This is a genomic window from Williamsia sp. Y712 (assembly GCF_059445525.1).
Genome location: NZ_JCAIUN010000001.1, coordinates 1,295,930 through 1,317,301, shown reverse-complemented (window position 1 = coordinate 1,317,301; position 21,372 = coordinate 1,295,930). Strand labels below are relative to the sequence as shown.

Below are 21,372 nucleotides of genomic sequence, written 5' to 3'. Positions count from 1 at the left end.
GATGCACCCCACCGCATCGACCGCGCTACGCAGATGCCTTCGAACTCTGATCCGTACCGTGGATCGGGCAGGTGCCGCCGACGGCGCCGCCTTCGATGAGCCCGACCTCATGCGGCCGCATGTGGCCTCAAAACGGTTCGGCTGGACCCACTTCGGGATCATGATCCCCGATCTACCCGAACCGCATCGGTTCTTCTCGGTGATGTCGCTGATCGGAGCGACGGGTTCGTTGGCATTCGACAACGACCAGGCCCTGGCTGCGCAGCCCCGGAAGAACGCTGCGGTGGTCGCAGGCACTGCGGCATCACATCCCGCGCATTTCGGGAACTATGCGATCGGAAGCGACTTCGTCTCGCACCCGGACGGCTCGCTGATCAAATTCGGCAACGACCTCTCCCTCACCGGCACCTACCCGAAGTACCAACTGACGGGCAGCCTCAATGGCGTCGACATCTCTCTTGAACTCCGCAATACAGACAAGGTGTCGTGGTTCTTTCGCACACCGGTCTACAAGCATCTGAGCCTGCTCACCGAATACCGCGGAACATTTCGCCACCAGGGCGTCGACACCACCGTCGAAGGGTTGTGCGCGTTCGAATACGGCGCCTGCCCGAGCCCATACCTGTTGCGGTCCAAGCCTCTGCCCGCCTCCCTCAAGGCGCCGCTCGACTACTTCGTCTACCACATCGTCAACCTCGACAACGACAACCAGGTTCTGCTCAGCCAATACTCGCTCGGCGGCACCCCGTTGCTGACCACTGCGCTGCATCGATCCCGCACCAGCTACGGAACCCGTTTTGCCGACGTGCAATTCGAGGTGACCGCCGTCCGAGATGCACCCGAGCCGACACCGTATGGAACGCCCATGCCACTACCCCGGTCCACGCGCTTTGTGGTGCGAGACGGTGCCGGCAAACTCTGGCTGGATGTGCACACCGACATGGACACCCCGTTCACCTACGGCCTCGGCACCGGATTTGTCAGCGGATTCGCTTACGCCGCAACGTGGCAGGGCCGTGACATCACCGGTCGCGGATACGTCGAATACATCGACCGCCGTTCCCGCTGACCGATCAACGTCGACGAAGTGCCGGGTCGAGGAGCGACGGCGGAGTGTCAACCTTCTCATCGGGAGCGAGGTCAACACCGGGAGCGACTATCTCATCGATCGCGTCGAGGACATCACCCGGCAGAACTGTGTCCGCGGCCGCGAGTTGAGAATGCAGATGATCCATCGTGCGCGGACCGATGAGCGCACTGGTGACGGCCGGATGCGCGGTGACGAATCCGAGCGCGAGCTGGATCATCGTCAGACCTGCTTTGTCGGCGACCACCGCCAACTGTTCAACTGCTTCCATCTTTGCGCGATTGGCGGGGACGGCCGTATCGAACCGCTGCGGCATGAAAGCGGAACGGCTCGTGGTGATTTCGCGATCCTTTCGGATTGCGCCGGACAGCCAACCGGAGGCCAACGGGCTCCAGGCCAACACGCCGAGTCCATACTGCTCGGTGACCGGCAGGACATGGGATTCGATACCCCGCTGCAGGATCGAATAGCTGGGCTGTTCGGTCACATACCGGCTCGTGTGATTCGACCTGGCGGACCACTGCGCCTGCACGATTCGGTACGCCGGGAATGTCGAACTCCCGAAGTATCGGATCTTTCCTGCGCGTTGCATATCCGTGAGTGCCGACAGCGTCTCCTCGTCGCTTGTGGCCGGATCCCACCGATGAACTTGGTAGAGATCCACGTGATCGACGCCCAGTCGACGCAGGCTGTCGTCGAGTGCGGTGATCAGCCAGCGGCGCGAACCACCCCGATGGTTGCGCTCATCGCCCATCGGCATGGTCGCCTTGGTGGCCAGGACGACGTCGTCGCGCCGGCCTGCGATTGCCGCACCAACCATCTCCTCCGACTCGCCCTGGCCGTACATGTCGGCGGTATCGATGAGGTTGACGCCCGCGTCGAGCGCGGCGTCGACGATCGCGGCGGACTCCTCCGTGCTGACCCGACCGATACTGCCGAAGTTCATCGCGCCCAACGCCAGCGTGCTGACCTGCACGCCCGTCTGACCCAAAGTGCGGTACTGCATGTGATCTCTCCTCGATAGGGATTTCGGAAGGAACGCCCGACTGGTGCCGCAGCAACCGCTCTGGCATCCTGAGTAAACGGATCCATGTTCCGTTAACCAACATACGGAACAAGGTTCCGTTTGCCAAGAGGCAATCCTCAGACAGGGGCGAAGTGGCCGAGAACGAGAGCAGCCAGGGGTCGCCGGTGCCGAAGAAGCGTGCCGACGCCCGCCGAAACAATGAGGCGCTGCTGGACGCGGCAGCGACCGCGTTTGCCGAGTCCGGCGTCGACGCGGCAGTGCGCGACATAGCCACCCGGGCCGGGGTCGGGGTCGGCACGATCTATCGCCACTTCCCGACACGCTCCGACCTCATCGTCGCCGTCTACCGGCACCAGGTCGAGGCGTGCGCCGAGGCAGGCCCCACACTGTTGGCCAACGGCACTTCGCCGCACGCGGCCCTGACGTCGTGGATCAATCTCTTTGCCGACTTCCTCGTGACCAAACACGGCCTCGCAGAGGCACTTCAGTCGGACGAGGCGGGCTACCGGACGCTGCACGCCTACTTCATCGACCGACTCGTACCGGTCTGCGCCGACATCCTCGAAGCCGCCCGAAAAGCCGGGGAAATCCGTTCTGACATAGGCGCTTACGCGCTGATGCGTGCAGTCGGGAATTTGTGCATCGGCAACGAGCACGACGAGGGGTACAACGCTCGGCGCATGGTCGGGGTCCTCATCGAGGGCCTTCGCCTCGCCTGACCGCCGACCACCGCAGAAGGCGGCCTGCGATCATGACGCCCAGCGAAGAGTCTGTCGTCGCGCGTGGTGCGCCTCCTGCATGAGAGCAATGATCTTCTCCCGCTGTACCTGAGCTCGTACGCCACCTGCGATGTCGGTGATCTGCACGGTGTCTGAGTCGACCTCTTCCGGCCCGATCACGCCGATGAGGTGATCTCTGCGTGTGCGTGCGTGGCGGATCCTGAGTCCGAGTGGACCGTTGTGCTCGATTCTGGGACGTAGTCCGCGTCGGATCGCCTCGTCGGCAAAGTCGCGCACGGAGCTGTCCTGGTCGGTACCGACGGGAAGCAGGGTGATCTGGGTTGGGGCCAGCCAGAAGGGAAGTCGGCCTTGGTAATGCTCCATCAGGGAGGCGGTGACGCGTTCCATCGATCCCACGGTTCCGCGGTGGATCATCACCGGGCGATGGGGGCGTCCGTCCTTACCGGTGTACTCCAGATCGAATCGCTCAGGTTGGTTGAAGTCGAGTTGGACGGTGGCGATGGTCTCTTCATGGCCGCGCCCGTCGCGTACCTGTAGGTCCAGCTTCGGCCCGTAGAAGGCGGCCTCGCCAGAGACTTCGATCAAGGCCAGCCTGTGCTCTTCGATGATTGGCAGGGCGGCGATGCGCAAGCTGTCTTGGCCTTGCACCCACTGCTCGGCGGTGCCGAGCCAGGAATCAGAGCCGTCCTGCTTCGACAGCCGAACGTAATCGACTGGCAGTCCCAGTATCTGGTGTGCACGCAGTGCCGAACGCAGTGCCCGACCGGCCTCGTCGATGACTTGGTCGGACCGGCAGAACACATGTGTGTCGTCAAGGTTGATCTGACGGACTCGACTCAGCCCGGATACGACGCCGGAACGTTCGGCTCGGAACATCGAGGCGAGTTCGTTCAACCGGATCGGCAGATCACGATATGAGCGGGTTTCCGAGGCGAAGATCAGCGCGTGATGGGGGCAATTCGCCGGTCTCAGCATGACCTCGTCTTCGCCGAGGTGCATGGCCGGAAACATGTCATCGTTGAACTTTTTGAGGTGTCCGGAGCGTTCGTACAGGGCGCGTTTTCCGAGTACCGGTGAGTACACGCTGACGCAACCGTCCGCCCGGGCAAGCTCTTTGGCGAGGATCTCCAGTTCCTGCCGGATAACGGCACCGGGCGGCAGCCACATGGGCAGCCCCGACCCGACAAGCGGGTCACTGGTGAAAACGGACATGTCGCGATTGAGTTCGCGATGATCGAGGGCCATGAATGCTCCTGTGTCTGGGTAACGGATACAGACCAGGAATCAAAGAGCAGCCCCGGATCTGATCCGGGGCAAAGTGAGGCTGAGTTTTGTCAGGCCATCGTCAAGGCACCGGGAAAGCCCGGCGTCGTTGTCGAAGAACACTGATTCAGCACAGGTGGAACGTACCTGACACACCGGATGCACGCCACTGCGACCTCGATGGCCGGCGAGGTCGCAGTGTCCTGATCAGAGGCGGTTACAGGCTGCCTCTCGCATCAAAATCCCAGAAAGCAAAAGCCCGTCAGCGCGGCACCGGGATCTCGATCGGCCCGACTCCGGGAACGGTGATCGTGGTGGGTGCAGCGGGGCGGCGACTGGTCGATTCCGCACGGCCGGTGCTCACCGAAAGCGTGATCGTGCTGCCCGGTATCGCCGAATCACTCGGTGTCGCCGACACAACCGTCCCGGCTCGCTGCCCGCTGGCCACGTTCTCGGTGCTCACCTTGAAGCCCTCGCCTTCGAGCGTGGAAGTCGCCAGATCTGAGGACATCCCGACCACGGACGGAACCTGTTTGCCGCCGACACCGGCGACATACCTGGGATCATTCTTCGGCAGCGCCGTGTCACCGAACTTGCCTGCAACCGGCAGCATCGCCGAGAACCAGGTGCGGGCCGGTTCGTTACCGCCGTACAGGCTGCCGTAGCCACACTGCCGCAACGGACTCGAGCAGAGTTCGGAGATCACCGGTGAATCGTTGTAGACGTAGGTGGCGCCGGCCAGGTTGTTGGTGAAACCGAGGAACGCCGATGACCGGTTGGCCTCGGTGGTGCCGGTCTTGCCGGACATCGGAAGGCTCCAACCCACCGAACCCGCGGCACCCGCCGCGGTTCCGGAACCACGGTCGTCCTCGCTCATCACGTTGGCCAGGGTGTTGGCCAGACCTTGCTCGACCACGCGCTCACAGGCCGGGCGCTCGAAAGGCACCTCCTGCACAGCCGGACGGCCCTCGGCATCGAGGATCTGATTGCCGCTGGCATCGCGCTTCGGCTGGGTGATCGACGCGATCGGATTCGGCGGGCACCACACACCACCCGAAGCCAGTGTGGCTGCGACGTTGGACAGCTCCAGGGTGTTGACGGCGGTCGGTCCGAGAGTGAACGAGCCGAGGTTGTTCTCTTTGATGTAGTCGGCCAGGCTCTGGTCGCCGTAACCCGATGAGCCCGGGTCCGTGTACGAGCGCAAGCCCAGGCGGACGGCCATGTCCACGGTGGGCTCGACTCCGACGTCCTGCAGCAGTTTCACGAACGCGGTGTTCGGTGACTGGGCCATCGCCTGGGTCACCGTCATCTTCGCCGGATAGTTTCCGTCGTTCGCGACGCAGTAGGTATTGGCGGGGCAGCCGTTGACGCCGCCGCTACTGCCCATGCCCTTTGCCTGCACGGTCTTCGGCACCTGCAGCGACGAGCCGGCACCCAGGCCACGCTCCATCGCGGCGGCGACGGTGAAGACCTTGAACACGGACCCGGCCCCGTTACCGACCATCGAGTAGGGCTGCGGCTGAACGGTCTGCCCGGCATCCCGATCCAGGCCGTAGTCGCGACTCGATGCCATCGCCAAGACGTCGTGCGCCTCGGTACCCGGGCGGATCACGTCCATCACATTGGCAACACCCTCGAGGTCCGGCGATGCGTACGTCCGGACCGAGTCGTGCGTTGCCTTCTGGACCTCGGGGTCGAGTGTGGTGCGGATCAGATAACCGCCGCGGGAGATCTCATCCCGGCTGATCCCGTTGTCGGCGAGGAACTGCAAGGCGTAGTCACAGAAGAATCCGGCGTCACCGGCCGCGATGCAACCCTGGTCGATCGTGCGCGGCGCCGGCAGCACCCCGAGTGGAAGGTCTTTCGCCGCTTGATACTCGGCGGCACGGGCCGGGAAGTTCGCGATCAACGTGTCGAGCACGATGTTGCGTCGTTCCAGAACACCTTCGGGGTTGGTGTACGGATCAAGCGCCGAACTCGACTGCACCATGCCGGCGAGCATCGCCGATTCGGGAACAGTGAGGTCTTTGGCGGGTTTACCGAAGTAGGTGTCCGCGGCGGACTGAATGCCGTAGGCGCCGTTGCCGAACGGGACCAGGTTCAGATAGCGGGTGACGATCGCCTTCTTGGCCTCTTGCTTCGCCGCGTCTGCATCAAGGTTCTTCTCGCGCATGGCCTGCTCGGTCAGGCCCGATTCCAGCGACTGCGCCATCCGGATCTCACGGAGTTTGCGAGCCGCAGTGGTCTCCGTCGCGGCTCGACGTTCGGCGTCGGTGCGGGCCAGGACCAACAGCTGGTAGTTCTTCACATACTGCTGGTCGAGGGTCGATGCGCCCTGCTGCACCTCACCGGAAGCCTGGTTGGTGACAAATGCGCGGATGGTCCCCTTCCAGTCGACACCGTCGTGTTCGAGGAATCGGCGGTCTTCGACGGAGATGATCGCGCGGACCATTTCCGGAGAGATGTCGTTGTAGCCGACCTGGAAGCGACGCTGATCGTAGAGATACGCGATCGGCGTGCCATTGGTGTCGGTCATGGTGGTCACCTCGGGCACCTGACCCCCGACCAATTCCGACTCGACGTTCTCGAGAGTTCCGGCAGCACGCCCGGCCGTGAACCCCACGCCACCGGCTATCGGGAACAACAAACCTGCGACAAGAACGCCCGCCAGCACACAACAGCCCACCAAGCTCCACAACGACCTAGATTTCGACACCATCGATACATTACGGACAAATCGGATCGCGGAAACTTTGAGAGGCGAATCCGCGCGCTATCGCAAACCCGGTGTGGCGTCGTGAACGAGGGAAAGGGTGTCTTTGATCATCGCCTGAGCGACCCCTGCGGGACTGTTGTCGCCGCCGAACATCGTGATCGATCCGAAGTCACCGCAGTCGAAAATCGCTGCTTTGTCGGGCCACCGGAGCAGGCCCAGTTGCGAATCGGCCGGAACCACACGCAAAGACACCGTGACCAGGTCTGGGATGTCGTGGTCGGCGACAGCGACCTGCCGCAGGCGCAATCCCCGTCGTCCGGACCGGAACACCGAACGCTCGATCTCCGAGGTGATCGGTTCGAGGAGCACTTCGGCATCGGCGGGATCACGCGCCCACAACAGTCCGGTCAGAATACGGAGCTGGGTTGCCACATCTTCCCCCGACAGTTCCGCTTTGGCATCGTTGGCCACCACTCCGGTCTGCCGGGCGGTGGCGGTCGCCAGGTCCAGGGTCACACCCTCACTCAACTGGTCGAGAACATATGTGGCGGTGGCACTGAGACATCCGCTCACCGACGTCACCGATATCCCCTGCCCGAGGGACCGCGCGAGGTCGACGGCCGGCAACATCGCGCCGACCGCACCGGAAATCCTTACCGCGCAACCGAAGTCGACTGCCAACTGTTCGAGTTGTTTCCATCCGTATAGCGGCGTCGACGTCGTTGCCGTGACCAGATGCGCACCGCACCGGATCGCGACGGCGGCGTCCGACACCGCCTGCGAGGCGACCGCATCGGCCGACGGCACCGCCTGCACCACGACCTTCGCCTCGACTGCACCCAAGAAATCGGCGAGATCGGCGAGATCCTCCCACTCGGACAGAGGCGGAACGTCGCCGTCGCACACCACCTGCGATCGGCCGGTGCGCACCGCAACCACACTCAGATCGACGTCATGCCGCTTCCGGCATTCGTCGCGGAGCGCGCCGATCTGGTTGATGTAGGCCCGCGCAACCGGCCCATATCCAAGAACAGCTATCGGAAGTTCGCGCATGGCCCCTCCCTCGTTCTCCCGTCCACCAAGCCCCGACGTGCGTGAACGGTTCCGATCAACGTTCGCATACCGAGCCCGAAACCCGCACGTCGTTCACGTCGCCTCACTAGAGTGACTCAAATCACATTACGGCGCGAGCAGAAGGAACCACCATGAAAACGAAAGCCGCGATCCTGACGGAACTCAACACCGCTTGGAAGATCGACGAGGTCGAGCTGGGCGACCCGGTGTTCGGCGAGGTCCAGGTGCGGTTGGCGGCATCGGGCCTGTGCCACTCAGACGCTCATATCGTCAACGGTTCGAGCCCCATTCCGATCCTTCCGGTCCTCGGTGGCCACGAGGGCGCAGGCGTCGTCACCAAGGTCGGACCGGGCGTGGTCGATCTCGAAGAAGGCGATCACGTGGTGCTAGCCTTCGTACCCGCCTGCGGCACCTGCCCCTCGTGCGCTCGCGGCCTGCAAAACCTCTGCGACAAGGGCGCCGGATTGCTGACCGGCCAAGCCATTGCCGACGGCACGTTCCGGGTCACGAAAGACGGTGCACCCGTTGTTCAGATGTGCCTGCTGGGCACCTTTGCCCCCTACGTCACCGTGCATCAGGCATCCGTGGTGAAAATCGAGAAGGACATCCCGTTGAAAACGGCCGCCCTACTGGGATGCGGCGTCTCGACGGGCTGGGGTTCGGCCACCGAGATCGGAAACACCCGGCCCGGCGACACCGTCGTTGTTGCCGGTATCGGTGGCGTCGGCATCAACTCGGTCCAGGGCGCTGCCTACGCCGGCGCGCGTCATGTGGTGGCGATCGACCCCGTCGAGGGCAAGCAGAAGACCGCACTCGACTTCGGCGCCACCCACGCCTTCTCCTCGATGGAGGAGGCACTGCCCCAACTGGTCGACCTCACCTGGGGCACGATGGCGACCACGGTCATTCTCACGATGGGCGAGATCAAGGGCGAGTACATCCAGCAGGCCCTGTCTCTGACCGGCAAGGGCGGCCAGGTGATCGTCACCGCGATGGGTCCTTACGACCAGATCGCCACCGACCTGAATCTGTTCGAACTGACATTGCTGCAGAAGCGGGTGCAGGGAGCGATCTTCGGAGGCGTCGGACCGAGGACCCAGATCCCCAAATTGCTCAACCTCTACCGCTCGGGCGCCCTCAAGCTGGACGAGCTCGTCACCACCACCTACCGGCTCGAGGACATCAACCAGGGCTACCAGGACATGGCCGACGGGAAGAATCTCCGAGGCGTCGTCGTCTACGGAGACGACGACTACTGACCGGCCGGCCCGCGGCGACCAAACCTCTCCGACAACGTCGCACAGCAGAAACACCCACCGCCACGTGCGGTGGGTGTTCGCGTTTGGGCCGCTAGGACCCCCTGAGCGACCCAACCTACTCCAATCCTCATAAGGATAGCAATACTTGTAAACCTGATGGAATCACGCTTACACTTCCTCCAGAATTGTGGTCTGCGTCACGACCTCACTTTGCGTCATCCGTAGAACCGGCGTCATTCCTCACGACAGGAGGCCCACCTTGGTACAGGCGGCCCGCTACACAAGCCCAAGCTCGTTCGGTCTCGCCGAGGGGTGGAATCTGAGCCGAGTCACCGAACCGAGCCGACTGTTCGGCGCCAACGGAATCCGATCCGGCCCCGACGGACGCGTCTATATCGCGCAGGTCGCGGGCAGCACGATCAGCGCACTCGACATCGAGACCGGCGATGTCGAGACCATCAGCGCCCAGGGCAGTGACATCGTCGCGCCTGACGACATGGCGTTCGATGCGAGCGGCGACATGTACATCACCGAGTACTACGACGGCCGCGTCAGCGTCCGGAGCCCTGATGGGAGCACCCGGCTGCTGCGCGACGATCTGCCCGGCGCCAACGGCATCACCATCCACCAGGACAGGTTGTTCGTCAACGAATGCCGCATCGGCGGACGCCTGATGGAGATCAACCCCGGTGGCGGTGCCCCCAAGGTGCTCGCCGACAACCTCCCGATGCCCAATGCCATGGAGGTCGGCCCCGACGGGATGCTCTATTACCCGCTGGTGGCCACCAACGAGATCTACCGGATCGACCCCGATGGTGGAGAACCCGAACGCGTCGCAGCCGACCTCGGTGGCCCGACCGCGGTCAAGTTCGACTCCGCCGGATTCATCATCTCCACCCAGGTCGGCTCCGGCCAGGTCCTGCGGATCGACCCCCGCAGCGGCGACAAGACCGTGTACGCCGACATCCGCCCCGGCCTCGACAACCTCACCTTTGTCGGCGATCGGCTCTTCGTGTCCGGCTTCACCGGTCAGATCACCGAGATCCTCGGCCAGGGCCAGACCCGCACCGCACTCGACGACGGCCTGACCTGGCCCCTCGACCTGACCGTTGGACCGGACGGCACCCTGTACATCGCCGATGGCACGTTCCTGCTCGCACTCGAGGCCGACGGCGAACTGCGGACTCTGGGAATGCTTTTCAGCCCCGGCTACCCCGGTTACATCCGCGGCATGACGGCAATCGGCAAGGACCAGTTCATCGTTGCCGGCAACGGCGACGTGTCGCGGTACGACGCCGCGCAAGCCGAAAGCGAAGTCCTGGTCACCGGGCTCGATCAGGTCTACGGTGTGGCGGTCTCGGGTACCGGCGCCATCGCGGTCGCCGACTTCGGTGCCGGCGAGGTCCACTCCGTCGGATCCGGCAGCTCAGAAGTCCTGGCCAGCGGGCTCGACCATCCGACCGGCGTCGCCTTCACTGCCTCCGGAACTCTCCTGGTCTCCGAATCCGGTGCGGGGCAGGTCGTTGCGGTGACCGGTTCGGGCACCGACACCGTCGTCGACGGACTCGAACGTCCACACGGCCTCCTGGTTCAGGGTCAGACGCTGTACATCGTCGATGTCGGGGCCAAGACGCTCATCGCCTTCGACCTGGAAACCAAGAGTCGCCAGACCATCGCGACCGACCTCCCGGTCGGCGCTCCTCCCGGGGTCACTCCGAAGCCACTGCTCGGCCTGGTGCCGTTCTCCGGGCCCCAGGGTCCGTTCACCGGTATCGCTGCCGGCCACGACGGCACCATCTACATCTCCGGTGACGCCGAGGGCAGCGTCCTGGCACTACGCAAGGAGGCCTGATCACAGCCATGGCGAACACTCCAACCGACAGCAACGGTTTCGTCGATCTCACCGGCCGGGTCGTCATCGTCTCGGGCGCCGCCGGAGGTGGGATCGGCACCTCGGTGACCAGTCTGATCGCCAGGGCCGGCGCGACCGTCATCGCGGTGAGCCGGTCGAAAGACAACCTCAAAACCCACATCGATCCGCTTGTGGGCGAGGGACTCTCCGTCATCCCGGTCGCCGCCGACGCCGCCACCGACGAGGGCATCGCCACCGTCATGGATGTCGCACGCCGCACCGAGGGCCGGCTCTACGGGCTGGTCAATGTCGCGGGCGGCGCCGCACCGGCCACCTGGATGCCCGCCACCCGGGTGACACGCGCCGACTGGCGAGACCTGTTCACCCAGAACCTCGAGACGATGTTCTTCATGAGCCAGGCGGTCGCGGCCGAACTCAAAGCACAGGAACTGCCCGGTTCGATCGTGTCGATCTCATCGATCAGCGGAATGAACACCGCGCCTTTCCATATCGCATACGGCACGGCCAAGGCGGCGCTGGTGGCCGCCACGCGCACCATGGCCGTCGAGTTGGCCACCGACAACATCCGGATCAACGCGATCGCGCCCGGAGTGACCGCAACGCCCTCCTCGGAGATGTATGTCGACAAGGATCCGGAGCGGGATCAACGCGCAATCGCGATGGGCCGCCGAGCCCGTCCGGAGGAACAGGCCGGCGCCATCCTGTTCTTCTTGTCCGACCTCTCGAGCTACATCACCGGACAAACCCTGCTGGTCGATGGGGGCCTGAACCTCAAGTGGACACACATGGGCGCCGACCACACCTCGCTCTTCCTCAAGGACGAAACGTTCCGCGCAGCCATGACGCACTGATACGAGCCACCAGACCAATCGCTGAGTAAGCAAGCACGACAATAAATTTCAGGAGAATGTCATGACCGACACAGTCGACAATATCCAGAGAATCGTTACCACCACCGACGACGAACCCCCCGTCACCCCGCTGGAGATCGGTGTCGAGGCGTATACCTCGAAGGACTACCTGCGCGCCGAGCAAGACAAGCTGTGGAACAAGGTGTGGCAGCAGGTTGGCCGAGTCGAAGAGATTCCCAACGTCGGCGACTTCCTGACCTACGAGATCATGGATGACTCGTTCATCATCGCCCGTTCCAGCGCGGACAAGATCAACGCGTATCACAACGTCTGCTCGCATCGGGGTCGTCGGCTCGTCGACACCCCGGACGGCAAGCACGAGGCCAAAGGCAATTGCCGGACCTTCGTGTGTGGCTTCCACGGGTGGACCTACGATCTCGAGGGCCATAACACCTGGGCCGCAGAGCGTTCGGATTGGCCGACCGGGCTGACCGATGAAAAGGCCCGGCTCAAGAACATTCAGGTGGACACCTGGGGCGGTTGGATCTGGATCAACATGGATCCGGACTGTGAACCATTGCGGGACTACCTGGAACCGGCGGCAAGCCTGCTCGACCCGTTCCAGCTCCAGAACATGCGGTACCGGTGGCGCAAATGGCTTGTGTTCGACTGCAACTGGAAGATCGCACTCGAAGCATTCATGGAGACCTACCACGTCCCCTACACCCACCCCGAGTTCCGGGCCTACGGCACATTCCTGGGATGGTCACGCGCACAGGGCAAACACAGCAACATCGGTTATGACGCCCCCAAGGGCATGGAAGACAATCAGGCCAAGCTGCGGGTGGCCGACGGTCCCGACGCACGCATCTCGACGATCGACCTGCAGAACTTCACCTGGGAGAACGCCAACACCAACACCACCCGCACACTCGTCGATGCCGCACAGCGGCTGATCGACGAGTTGCCAGAAGGCACCCCGCCGGGTGAGGTACTCGCACACTGGCTCGCCTCGGCCCGTAAAGACGATGCCGATCGCGGCGTGATCTGGCCGACCGTCGATCCGGCGACCGTCTCCCAGAGCGGAACTGCCTGGCAGATCTTCCCCAACTTCCAGATCGGTCACGCCCTCAACAACATGCTCTGCTACAGCGCCCGGCCCTACGGCGACGACCCCGACAAATGCTACTTCGAGGCTGCCGTCTTCGAGTTGTTCCCGGAAGGTGAAGAGCCGCAGACGGAGTGGGAGTACGCACCGCCGGACGACCCGGGCTGGCGCACGGTTCTGCCCCAGGACTTCGTCAACATGGCCGCGATGCAAAAGGGTGTGAAGTCGCGCGGATTCTCCGGCCCCAAGCCCAATCCGTATCGCGAGCGCAGCATCGTCAACCTGCATCACAACCTCGCCAAATACCTGGGCACCGGCGCACCCACCGATCTGGCCTGACCCTTCCCACCCCACACCACCACAAGCCCCCGAACCCCGAGCTTAGGAATCACCATGCAGAACTGCGCACCTACGCAGACCCCGGAAGTCGACAAAGCGGCGCTACGGGAAAAGTACCTCCTCGAACGGGACAAGCGCCTGCGGCCGGAAGGTCAGCAGCAGTACCTGGAGGCGGAGGGCGAGTTCGCGGACTTCTATGAGGGCGATCCGTACATGCCGGTGGTGCCCCGTGAACCGATCACCGACGACATCGAGGTGGTGATACTCGGTGGCGGTCTGTCCGGACTCATCACCGCGCACCGTCTGCAGGAGTCCGGTGTCACCGACTTCAAGATCATCGAGCTCGGTGGAGACTTCGGTGGTGTCTGGTACTGGAACCGGTACCCGGGGATCCAAATCGACTCCGACGCTTACTGTTACCTGCCGCTACTCGAAGAGACCGGCTACATGCCCAAGGAGAAGTTCTCCAAGGGCGACGAGTGCTTCGAACACGCGCAACGGATCGGTAAGCAATTCAACCTCTACGACCACGCCATCTTCCACACTCTGATCCAGTCGTTGCAGTGGGACGAAGAGATCAACCGCTGGCAGATCAAGACCAACCGTGGCGATGAGATCCGCGCTCGCTTCGTGATCATGTGCCAGGGCCCCTACAACCGTCCGAAACTCCCGGGTATCCCCGGTATCAAGGACTTCAAGGGCCACACGTTCCACACCGCCCGCTGGGACTTCGACTACACCGGCGGCGACCTGCACGGTGGGCTCGACAAGATCGGTGACAAGAAGATCGCCGTCATCGGCACGGGTTCCAGTGGCATCCAGGCGATTCCGCACCTGGCGAAGGGCGCCAAGCACCTGACCGTTTTCCAGCGGACGCCGTCGTACATCTTCGAACGCGCCAACTACCCCACCGACCCCGAATGGGTCGCGAGCCTCGAACCCGGTTGGCGCGCGGCACGTCAGCGCAACTTCCACAACGCGGCGTTCGCGTTCTACAACCCCGGCGAGCCGGACCTCATCTGTGATGGCTGGACCGAGGTGGCCCGAAACCTGGCAGCGAAGCTGAACGCGACCGAAAACTTCTCGGGTTGGGCCGAATTGGCGGATCCGGCCAGGTTCCTCGAACTCAAGGAGGACGAGGACTACCGATCGATGGAACGGCTGCGCCAGCGCATCGAGTCCATCGTCGAGGATCCTGTGACCGCGGAGACCCTGAAGCCGTACTACCGCAACATGTGCAAGCGTCCGGTCTTCAACGATGAGTACCTGCCGACCTTCAACCGCGACAACGTCACGCTCGTCGACGTGTCCGAGACCAGGGGTGTCGAGCGCATCACCGAGAAGGGCATCATCATCGGCGGCGTCGAGCACGAGTTCGATTGCATCGTGTTCGCCAGCGGCTTCGAGATCACCACCGCACTGGAGCGGCAGTACGACATCGCGCCGTTTGCCGGCAAGGACGGAACCTCGCTGTATGACCACTGGGGCAAGGGTTTCCGCACCTTGCACGGCATCATGGCCAACGGGTTCCCCAACCACTTTGCCACCGGCTTCATCCAGGGTGGTGTAACCGCGGCCACGACGCTGATGTACGAACAGCAGGCCGATCACATCGCGTACATCGTCAAGGAAGCACAGGATCGCGGCGCCACCTATGTGGAGCCGACCCCCGAAGCCGAAGACGGCTGGGTGCAGACCGTCCGCCAGTATTCGGTGGACAACAGCACATTCACCACCGAATGCACCCCCGGCTACTACAACAGTGAGGGCGAACCCAACGGGCGTTCGTTCCTCGGTGATCCCTTCTGGGGCGGCTTCTACGAGCTCACCGAACTGCTGGAGGGGTGGCGCAGCACCGGCAAGCTGGAAGGTCTGGTGCTGGACAAATGACCACCGAACTCAGGTTCGACGATCGGGTCGCCGTCATCACCGGTGCCGGTCGCGGTTTGGGCCGGGAGTACGCCTTGCTCCTGGCGTCCAAGGGCGCGAAGGTGGTGGTGAACGACCCGGGCAGTGCGATCAGCGGCGAGGACGGCGACAGCGGTCCGGCGAATGAGGTGGTCGCAGAGATCAAATCCGCAGGCGGCGAGGCTGTCGCCAACACCGACTCGGTGGCCACCGCCGAGGGTGGCCAGGCGATCATCGACACCGCGATCAACACCTACGGCAAGATCGACATCCTCATCCACAACGCAGGCAACAACCGCTACGCACCGTTGACGGAGATGTCGTACGAGGATTTCGATGCCGTCCTCGACGTCCATCTGCGGGGCGCGTTTCATGTTGTGCGACCGGCGTTTCCGCTGATGTGCGAGGCCGGCTACGGACGTGTGGTCCTGACCTCGTCGATCGGCGGGATCTACGGCAACAAGAACGTCGCCAACTACGGGTCCGCCAAGGCCGGGATCATCGGACTCTCGAATGTCACGGCACTCGAAGGCCACGAGCATGGTGTGACATCGAACGTCATCCTTCCCGCGGCCCTGACCCGGCTCGCCGAGGGCCTGGACACGTCGGCGTATCCGCCGATGGGCCCGGAGTTGACTGCTCCCGCCGTCGGATGGCTTGCGCACGAAACCTGTTCGATCACCGGCGAAATGCTGGTCGCGATCGCCGGCCGCATCGCGCGGGCGTTCATCGCGGAAACACCCGGTGTATACCAACCGTCCTGGACGATCGAGGAGGTCGGCGAGCAGATCGCCACCATCCGCGACACCAGTGACCCCTGGATTCTGCCGGTGGTGCCGTCCGGGCACACCGAGCACATCACGAGAAGCTTCACGACAGCCATGGAGGGCAGTGCACGTGTCAGTTAAGGTCTACGAACGAATTCTCGACCTCTTCGAGGCCGAGGGCATCAACACGATCTTCGGTATCCCCGATCCGAACTTCGTTCACCTGTTCCACCTCGCCGAAGAACGCGGCTGGAATGTTGTTGCACCGCACCACGAAGAGTCGGCCGGATTCATGGCCGAAGCCGTTTCCCGGATGACCGGCAAGGCCGCGGTGTGCATCGGCACCCTGGGCCCGGGCCTGGCCAACCTCGCAGGCGCCATCATGTGCGCCAAGGTCGAGAACTCCCCCGTCATCTTCCTCGGCGGCCAGCGGGCCCGGATCACCGAACAACGAGTCCGCCGCGGACGGATCCAGTTCGTCCAGCAGACCGCGCTGGTCGAGAACTCCGTCAAATACAACGCGAGCATCGAATACGCCGACCAGACCGACGAGATCATTCGCGAAGGCTTGCGCAAGGCCCTGTCGGGCACACCGGGACCGGTGTACATCGAATACCCGCAGAACGTGATCCTCGAAGAGGTCGAGGACCGGCCGATCCTTCCCCCGTCGAAGTACCGCCTCGTCGGTCAGACCGCGGGCCAGGACTGGATCGACAAGGCCAAGGCGCTCATCGGCGCGGCCAAGCAGCCCGTTCTGCTTGTCGGGCACGGCGTTCACACTTCCCGTGCCGGCGCAGCGGTCAAGGAGCTCGCCGACCTGATGGCCTGCCCGGTCATCCAGACCTCGGGCGGCACGTCGTTCATCGAAGGTCTCGAAGACCGCACGTTTCCCTACGGCTTCTCGAAGTCCGCAGTCGACGCTGTGGTCAAGTCCGATCTGTGCCTGGCGGTCGGCACCGAACTCGGCGAACCGGTCCACTTCGGGCGCGGGCGCCACTGGGTTCCGAACGAAGCGAACCGCAGCTGGATCCTCATCGAACAGGACCCGTCGGCCATCGGCGTGAACCGGCCGATCGATGTTCCGCTGGTCGGAGATCTTCGCGCGGTGGTTCCTCAGCTCGTTGCCGCACTGAAGGATTCGCCTCGCAAGGCGACACCGGAACTCGCGCAGTGGATCAAAGATGATGCCGCCCAGCTCGCAGAGCTGGCCGAGACGGCACCGTCAGGCCAGACACCGGTGCATCCGGCACGTCTGATCGTCGAGGCCACCAAAGACTTCCCGGCCGACGGGATCATGGTCCGCGACGGTGGTGCCACCACCATCTTCGGCTGGACCTACTCGCAGGCCAAACCGCATGACGTGATGTGGAACCAGAACTTCGGTCACCTCGGTACCGGACTCCCGTATGCCGTCGGCGCCGGTGTTGCCGATGGCGGCAAGCGGCCGATGATGCTCATCACCGGCGACTCGTCCTTCCAGTTCCACATCGCAGAGCTCGAAACCGCAGCGCGGCTGAAGCTTCCGCTGGTCTGCGTGGTGGCCGTCGACTACGCATGGGGCCTGGAAGTCGGTGTCTACAAGCGCACCTTCGGCCACGGGTCGCGGGAGACCGGCGTCCATTGGAGCACCGAGACCCGCTTCGACAAGATCGCCGAGGGCTTCGGTTGCTACGGCGAGTACGTCGAACGAGACGAGGACATCGCCCCCGCCATCAAGCGGGCCTACGCCAGCGGTAAGACAGGCGTCATCCATGTGGCCGTCGACCCGAAGGCCAACTCGGAAGAGATGCCCAGCTACGACGAGTTCCGGACCTGGTACGCCGAAGGTCAGCAGTGAGTCATACAGCGCAACAGAGGTATCGGGCAGTATCGATGAATTGGGGAAATCATGCGTGAGTATCTGAAGTTCTACATCGATGGCCAGTGGGTGGATCCGGCGCAGTCGGGCACCTTCGACGTCATCAACCCCGCCACCGAAGAGGTCGCGGGCACTGTGGCCGCCGGCAGCGCCGGTGACGTCGACCGGGCGGTTGCCGCTGCCCGTAAGGCTTTCCCCTCGTGGTCGGCGACCTCCGTCGCCGAACGGGTCGCTGTGCTGGAAAACATTGCGGTCGAGTACCAGAAACGCATGCCCGACATCGGTGCTGCCCTGACCGAAGAGATGGGTGCACCAAAAGAGCTGGCAGGCGGATTCCAGGTGAATCTGGGTGCCGGACACCTGAACACCGCCATCGAGGTCCTCAAGGGCTTCACCTTCGAGGAGCAGCAGGGCAGCGCGCTCATCGTGAAGGAACCGATCGGTGTCTGCGGGCTGATCACTCCGTGGAACTGGCCGCTGAACCAGATCGCGGTCAAGGTGTTCCCCGCCTTGGCCACCGGTTGCACCATGGTCCTCAAACCGTCGGAGCGTTCGCCGTTCGACGGTCAGATCTTTGCCGAGATCCTCGAGGCCGCCGGCGTCCCCGCCGGTGTCTTCAACCTCGTGCAGGGCGACGGGCCGGGTGTGGGTGTTCCGCTCTCGAGCCATCCCGACGTCGACATGATCTCGTTCACCGGATCCACCCGGGCCGGAATCGAGATCGCGAAAAATGCTGCGGCCGGCGTCAAGCGGGTCACCCAGGAACTCGGAGGCAAGGGCCCCAACGTCATCCTCGACGACGAAGCATTCGCCGACAACGTCAGCGTCGGTGTGGTCACCATGATGCTGAACTCGGGACAGACCTGCAGCGCGCCCGCGCGCATGCTGGTCCCCAACGAGCGGATGGAAGAGACCATCGGCATCGCCAAGGCCGCGGCCGCCACGGTCACCGTTGGCGATCCGAACGGTGATTTCTCCATCGGCCCGGTGGTCGCGAAGTCGCAGTTCGACAAGATCCAGGAATTGATCCAGCAGGGCATCGACGAAGGTGCCACCCTGGTTGCCGGTGGCCCCGGCCTGCCGGATGGGATCACCAAGGGTTACTTCGTCCAGCCCACCGTCTTCGCAGATGTCAAGAACGACATGACCATCGCCCGCGAGGAGATCTTCGGCCCGGTGCTGACGATCCTGGGTTATGACAGTGTCGACCACGCCATCGAGATCGCCAACGACACCGAATACGGCCTGGCCGGATTTGTCGCAGGCGCCGATCTCGACGCCGCGCGCGCAGTGGCCCGCAGGATTCGTGCGGGGTCGGTGGCGATCAACTCCGCCTTCGATTTCGGCGCTCCGTTCGGCGGATACAAGAAGAGCGGCAACGGACGCGAATGGGGCGAGTTCGGATTCCACGACTACCTGGAGATCAAAGGCATCATCGGATACGCGTCGGAGGGTGACGGCGAATAGCGATGAGCGGCAACGATCTGGAGACTCTGCTCGACCACCACGCAATTCGCACGTGCCTCGCCCGGGTCGCCCGCGGCGAGGACCGGCGAGATGCGGAACTGATCACTGCCTCCTATTGGCCGGACGCCACCACCGACTTCGGGATCTTCGCCGGCTCTTTCGACGAATACCTGGCGTGGGTGGTGCCGGGCTCGCCGGCGATCACGGTCACCCAGCACACCCTCGGGCAGACACTGACCGAGCTGAACGGTGATGTGGCACTGAGCGAAACCCACGTATCGGCCTATCACCGGGTCAACATGGGTACCGAGGAAAGCGATGCCGTGATCGGCGGGCGGTATCTCGACCGGATGGAAAAACGGGGCGGCGAATGGCGTATCGCGCACCGCACCATGCTCTATGACTGGGTCCGTAACGACGGCGCGTCGGCGGACTGGTCGCAGGGACTGATGGGTGCACCGCTCTCCGGTGACCACTACACCGCCAGATCGGTCGGCGATCACAGTGAGCACTTCTTCGCTGCAGCCGATCGGCACTGAGGGTCTGCGGTGAACTCCCTCCATGGCCGGGTCGCTGTTGTGACCGGCGCCAGCCGCGGTATCGGAAAAGGTATCGCGCTGGCGCTGGCACAGCAGGGCGCCACGGTGTACGTCACCGGCCGCACGGTGCGGGCCGGGATCGACCCGTTGCCCGGGACCATCGGCGAAACGGCCGAAGAATGTGACCGCCGGGGCGGCAAAGGTATTGCCGTCGCGGTGGATCATTCGCAGGACAACCAGGTTGCCGCACTGTTCGACCGGGTTCGGCAGGAGCAGGGGCGCCTGGACCTCCTGGTCAACAACGCCTTCGCGCTGCCCGACGATCTGACCGATCCTGATCCCTTCTGGGAGAAACCACTGTCCAACTGGCAGATGATGGACGTCGGCGTGCGATCGAACTTTGTCGCCGCCTGGCACGCCGCCAAGATCATGGCGCCACAGAAGTCCGGCCTGATGGTGGCGATCTCGGGATATACCGGGGTGTCCTACACCTATGGGGTCGTGTTCGGCACCGCCAAGTCGGCTGCCGACCGCATGTCGAGAGACATGGCCATCGAGTTGAAACCATTTGGGGTCACGTCGATCTCGCTGTGGCAAGGGCTGACCTTCACGGAACGGGCGGAGCGGAACCTGGCTGCGATCGAGCACCTGGGCGAACAGGCCGCGACCCGGCCCGAAAATGGGTGTTCCCCCGAGTATCCGGGACGAGTGATCGCGGCCCTGCTCAACGATCCCGTTCTCCTCGATCGCACCGGCGGAACCTTCATCACCGCCGAACTCGGCGACGACTACGGCATCAAAGATATTGACGGCCGAGCGATTCCGTCGCTGCGTTCCACTCGTGGATCGCCGATCTGGTCACCCGTCTGACATCACATGCAGCGCATCAATCACCAGAACTGGAGGACATCGTGAGCACGTTGGCCACGCCGGAACGGCAAGCAAAGCTGGAAGAACTTATCGACCGCCAGGAGATCCTCGACGCCCTGACCCGGTTCTCCCGGGGCATGGACCGATTCGATCGTGAACTGTTCCTGTCGGCATTTCATGCCGATGCCACCATCGCTGCCGGCGAGTTCGTCGGCGGTCCGACAGACCTGTACGACTGGGCCTCCCCCATGCACGAGCAGGGCCAGATCGCCACCCACCACAACCTGCTGAACCACACCTGCGACATCGACGGCGATGTGGCCCACACCGAGACCTACTACCTGTTCGTCGGCCGAAATCGTGACGACAGCAACTGGATTGCCGGCGGGCGCTACATCGACCGGGTCGAACGTCGCGACGGGCAGTGGAAGATCGCTCTGCGCACCAACGCGATCGAGTGGTCGGGCCTGGTTCCGACCATGGACATCCCGTTCAGCGATGTTCCGGATGTCTTTCTCAACGGCACCCCGTCACGCAGTACCGACGATCCGTCGTACCAGCGTCCGCTGACGAATATCCGGACCGCCTTCATTCCCACCTGATCCGGCAACCGATTCACCGAACCC

The 21,372-nt window shown here is 63.6% G+C and carries 17 protein-coding genes; 13 read left to right on the top strand and 4 right to left on the bottom strand.

From position 1 onward, the window contains the following. Window position 1 precedes the first annotated feature (1 nt). A complete protein-coding gene (locus tag AC1D75_RS06215; RefSeq protein ID WP_495514416.1) occupies window positions 2–1,069 on the top strand; it encodes a DUF6670 family protein in 1,068 nt (355 codons plus the stop codon). A gap of 4 nt (window positions 1,070–1,073) precedes the next feature. Here AC1D75_RS06215 and AC1D75_RS06210 read toward each other — a convergent pair whose 3' ends face one another. Then, a complete protein-coding gene (locus tag AC1D75_RS06210; protein WP_495514415.1) occupies window positions 1,074–2,093 on the bottom strand; it encodes an aldo/keto reductase in 1,020 nt (339 codons plus the stop codon). A gap of 152 nt (window positions 2,094–2,245) precedes the next feature. On the opposite strand from AC1D75_RS06210, the gene AC1D75_RS06205 reads away from it, so the two are divergent. Further along, complete coding sequence (locus AC1D75_RS06205; protein ID WP_495514414.1) at window positions 2,246–2,833, top strand: TetR/AcrR family transcriptional regulator; 588 nt, start codon at window positions 2,246–2,248, stop codon at window positions 2,831–2,833. 30 nt (window positions 2,834–2,863) lie between these two features. On the opposite strand, the gene AC1D75_RS06200 is transcribed toward AC1D75_RS06205, so the two are convergent. From AC1D75_RS06200 to AC1D75_RS06190, 3 genes are all read right to left on the bottom strand, one after another. Then, complete coding sequence (locus AC1D75_RS06200) at window positions 2,864–4,099, bottom strand: aminoacyl--tRNA ligase-related protein (protein ID WP_495514413.1); 1,236 nt, start codon at window positions 4,097–4,099, stop codon at window positions 2,864–2,866. Between the two features lie 280 nt (window positions 4,100–4,379). Further along, window positions 4,380–6,836: a transglycosylase domain-containing protein gene (locus tag AC1D75_RS06195; protein ID WP_495514412.1), complete on the bottom strand. Its 2,457-nt coding sequence runs from the start codon at window positions 6,834–6,836 to the stop codon at window positions 4,380–4,382. A 54-nt stretch (window positions 6,837–6,890) separates the two neighbouring features. Further along, on the bottom strand, window positions 6,891–7,886 hold the full coding sequence (locus tag AC1D75_RS06190; protein WP_495514411.1) for a hypothetical protein: 996 nt from the start codon (window positions 7,884–7,886) through the stop codon (window positions 6,891–6,893). Window positions 7,887–8,038: 152 nt separating this feature from the next. Between AC1D75_RS06190 and AC1D75_RS06185 the strand changes: the two genes are divergently transcribed. The 11 genes from AC1D75_RS06185 to AC1D75_RS06135 all read left to right on the top strand — a co-directional run bounded on the left by AC1D75_RS06185 (window position 8,039) and on the right by AC1D75_RS06135 (window position 21,348). Then, window positions 8,039–9,166: an NDMA-dependent alcohol dehydrogenase gene (locus tag AC1D75_RS06185; RefSeq protein WP_495514410.1), complete on the top strand. Its 1,128-nt coding sequence runs from the start codon at window positions 8,039–8,041 to the stop codon at window positions 9,164–9,166. A gap of 259 nt (window positions 9,167–9,425) precedes the next feature. Then, on the top strand, window positions 9,426–11,018 hold the full coding sequence (locus tag AC1D75_RS06180; RefSeq protein WP_495514409.1) for an SMP-30/gluconolactonase/LRE family protein: 1,593 nt from the start codon (window positions 9,426–9,428) through the stop codon (window positions 11,016–11,018). Window positions 11,019–11,026: 8 nt separating this feature from the next. Further along, window positions 11,027–11,890, top strand: a complete 864-nt coding sequence (locus AC1D75_RS06175) for an SDR family NAD(P)-dependent oxidoreductase (protein ID WP_495514408.1) — start codon at window positions 11,027–11,029, stop codon at window positions 11,888–11,890. A gap of 61 nt (window positions 11,891–11,951) precedes the next feature. Further along, window positions 11,952–13,337, top strand: a complete 1,386-nt coding sequence (locus AC1D75_RS06170; RefSeq protein WP_495514407.1) for an aromatic ring-hydroxylating oxygenase subunit alpha — start codon at window positions 11,952–11,954, stop codon at window positions 13,335–13,337. A gap of 54 nt (window positions 13,338–13,391) precedes the next feature. After that, the gene (locus AC1D75_RS06165; protein ID WP_495514406.1) at window positions 13,392–15,227 is read left to right on the top strand and encodes a flavin-containing monooxygenase; all 1,836 of its coding nucleotides are present in this window, start codon (window positions 13,392–13,394) and stop codon (window positions 15,225–15,227) included. After that, entirely contained in the window at window positions 15,224–16,153 is a 930-nt protein-coding gene (locus AC1D75_RS06160; RefSeq protein ID WP_495514405.1) for an SDR family NAD(P)-dependent oxidoreductase, read from the top strand. The genes AC1D75_RS06165 and AC1D75_RS06160 overlap by 4 nt, the downstream gene beginning before the upstream one ends. Then, on the top strand, window positions 16,143–17,849 hold the full coding sequence (locus tag AC1D75_RS06155) for a thiamine pyrophosphate-binding protein (RefSeq protein WP_495514404.1): 1,707 nt from the start codon (window positions 16,143–16,145) through the stop codon (window positions 17,847–17,849). Before AC1D75_RS06160 ends, AC1D75_RS06155 begins: the two co-directional genes overlap by 11 nt. A gap of 51 nt (window positions 17,850–17,900) precedes the next feature. Then, complete coding sequence (locus AC1D75_RS06150; RefSeq protein WP_495514403.1) at window positions 17,901–19,337, top strand: aldehyde dehydrogenase family protein; 1,437 nt, start codon at window positions 17,901–17,903, stop codon at window positions 19,335–19,337. A gap of 2 nt (window positions 19,338–19,339) precedes the next feature. Next, window positions 19,340–19,876 (top strand): nuclear transport factor 2 family protein, encoded by a 537-nt coding sequence (locus AC1D75_RS06145; RefSeq protein ID WP_495514402.1) that lies wholly within the window; start codon window positions 19,340–19,342, stop codon window positions 19,874–19,876. Window positions 19,877–19,885: 9 nt separating this feature from the next. Beyond that, window positions 19,886–20,746, top strand: a complete 861-nt coding sequence (locus AC1D75_RS06140) for an SDR family NAD(P)-dependent oxidoreductase (protein WP_495514401.1) — start codon at window positions 19,886–19,888, stop codon at window positions 20,744–20,746. A 41-nt stretch (window positions 20,747–20,787) separates the two neighbouring features. Next, window positions 20,788–21,348: a nuclear transport factor 2 family protein gene (locus AC1D75_RS06135; protein ID WP_495514400.1), complete on the top strand. Its 561-nt coding sequence runs from the start codon at window positions 20,788–20,790 to the stop codon at window positions 21,346–21,348. The last annotated feature ends 24 nt before the right edge of the window (window positions 21,349–21,372 follow it).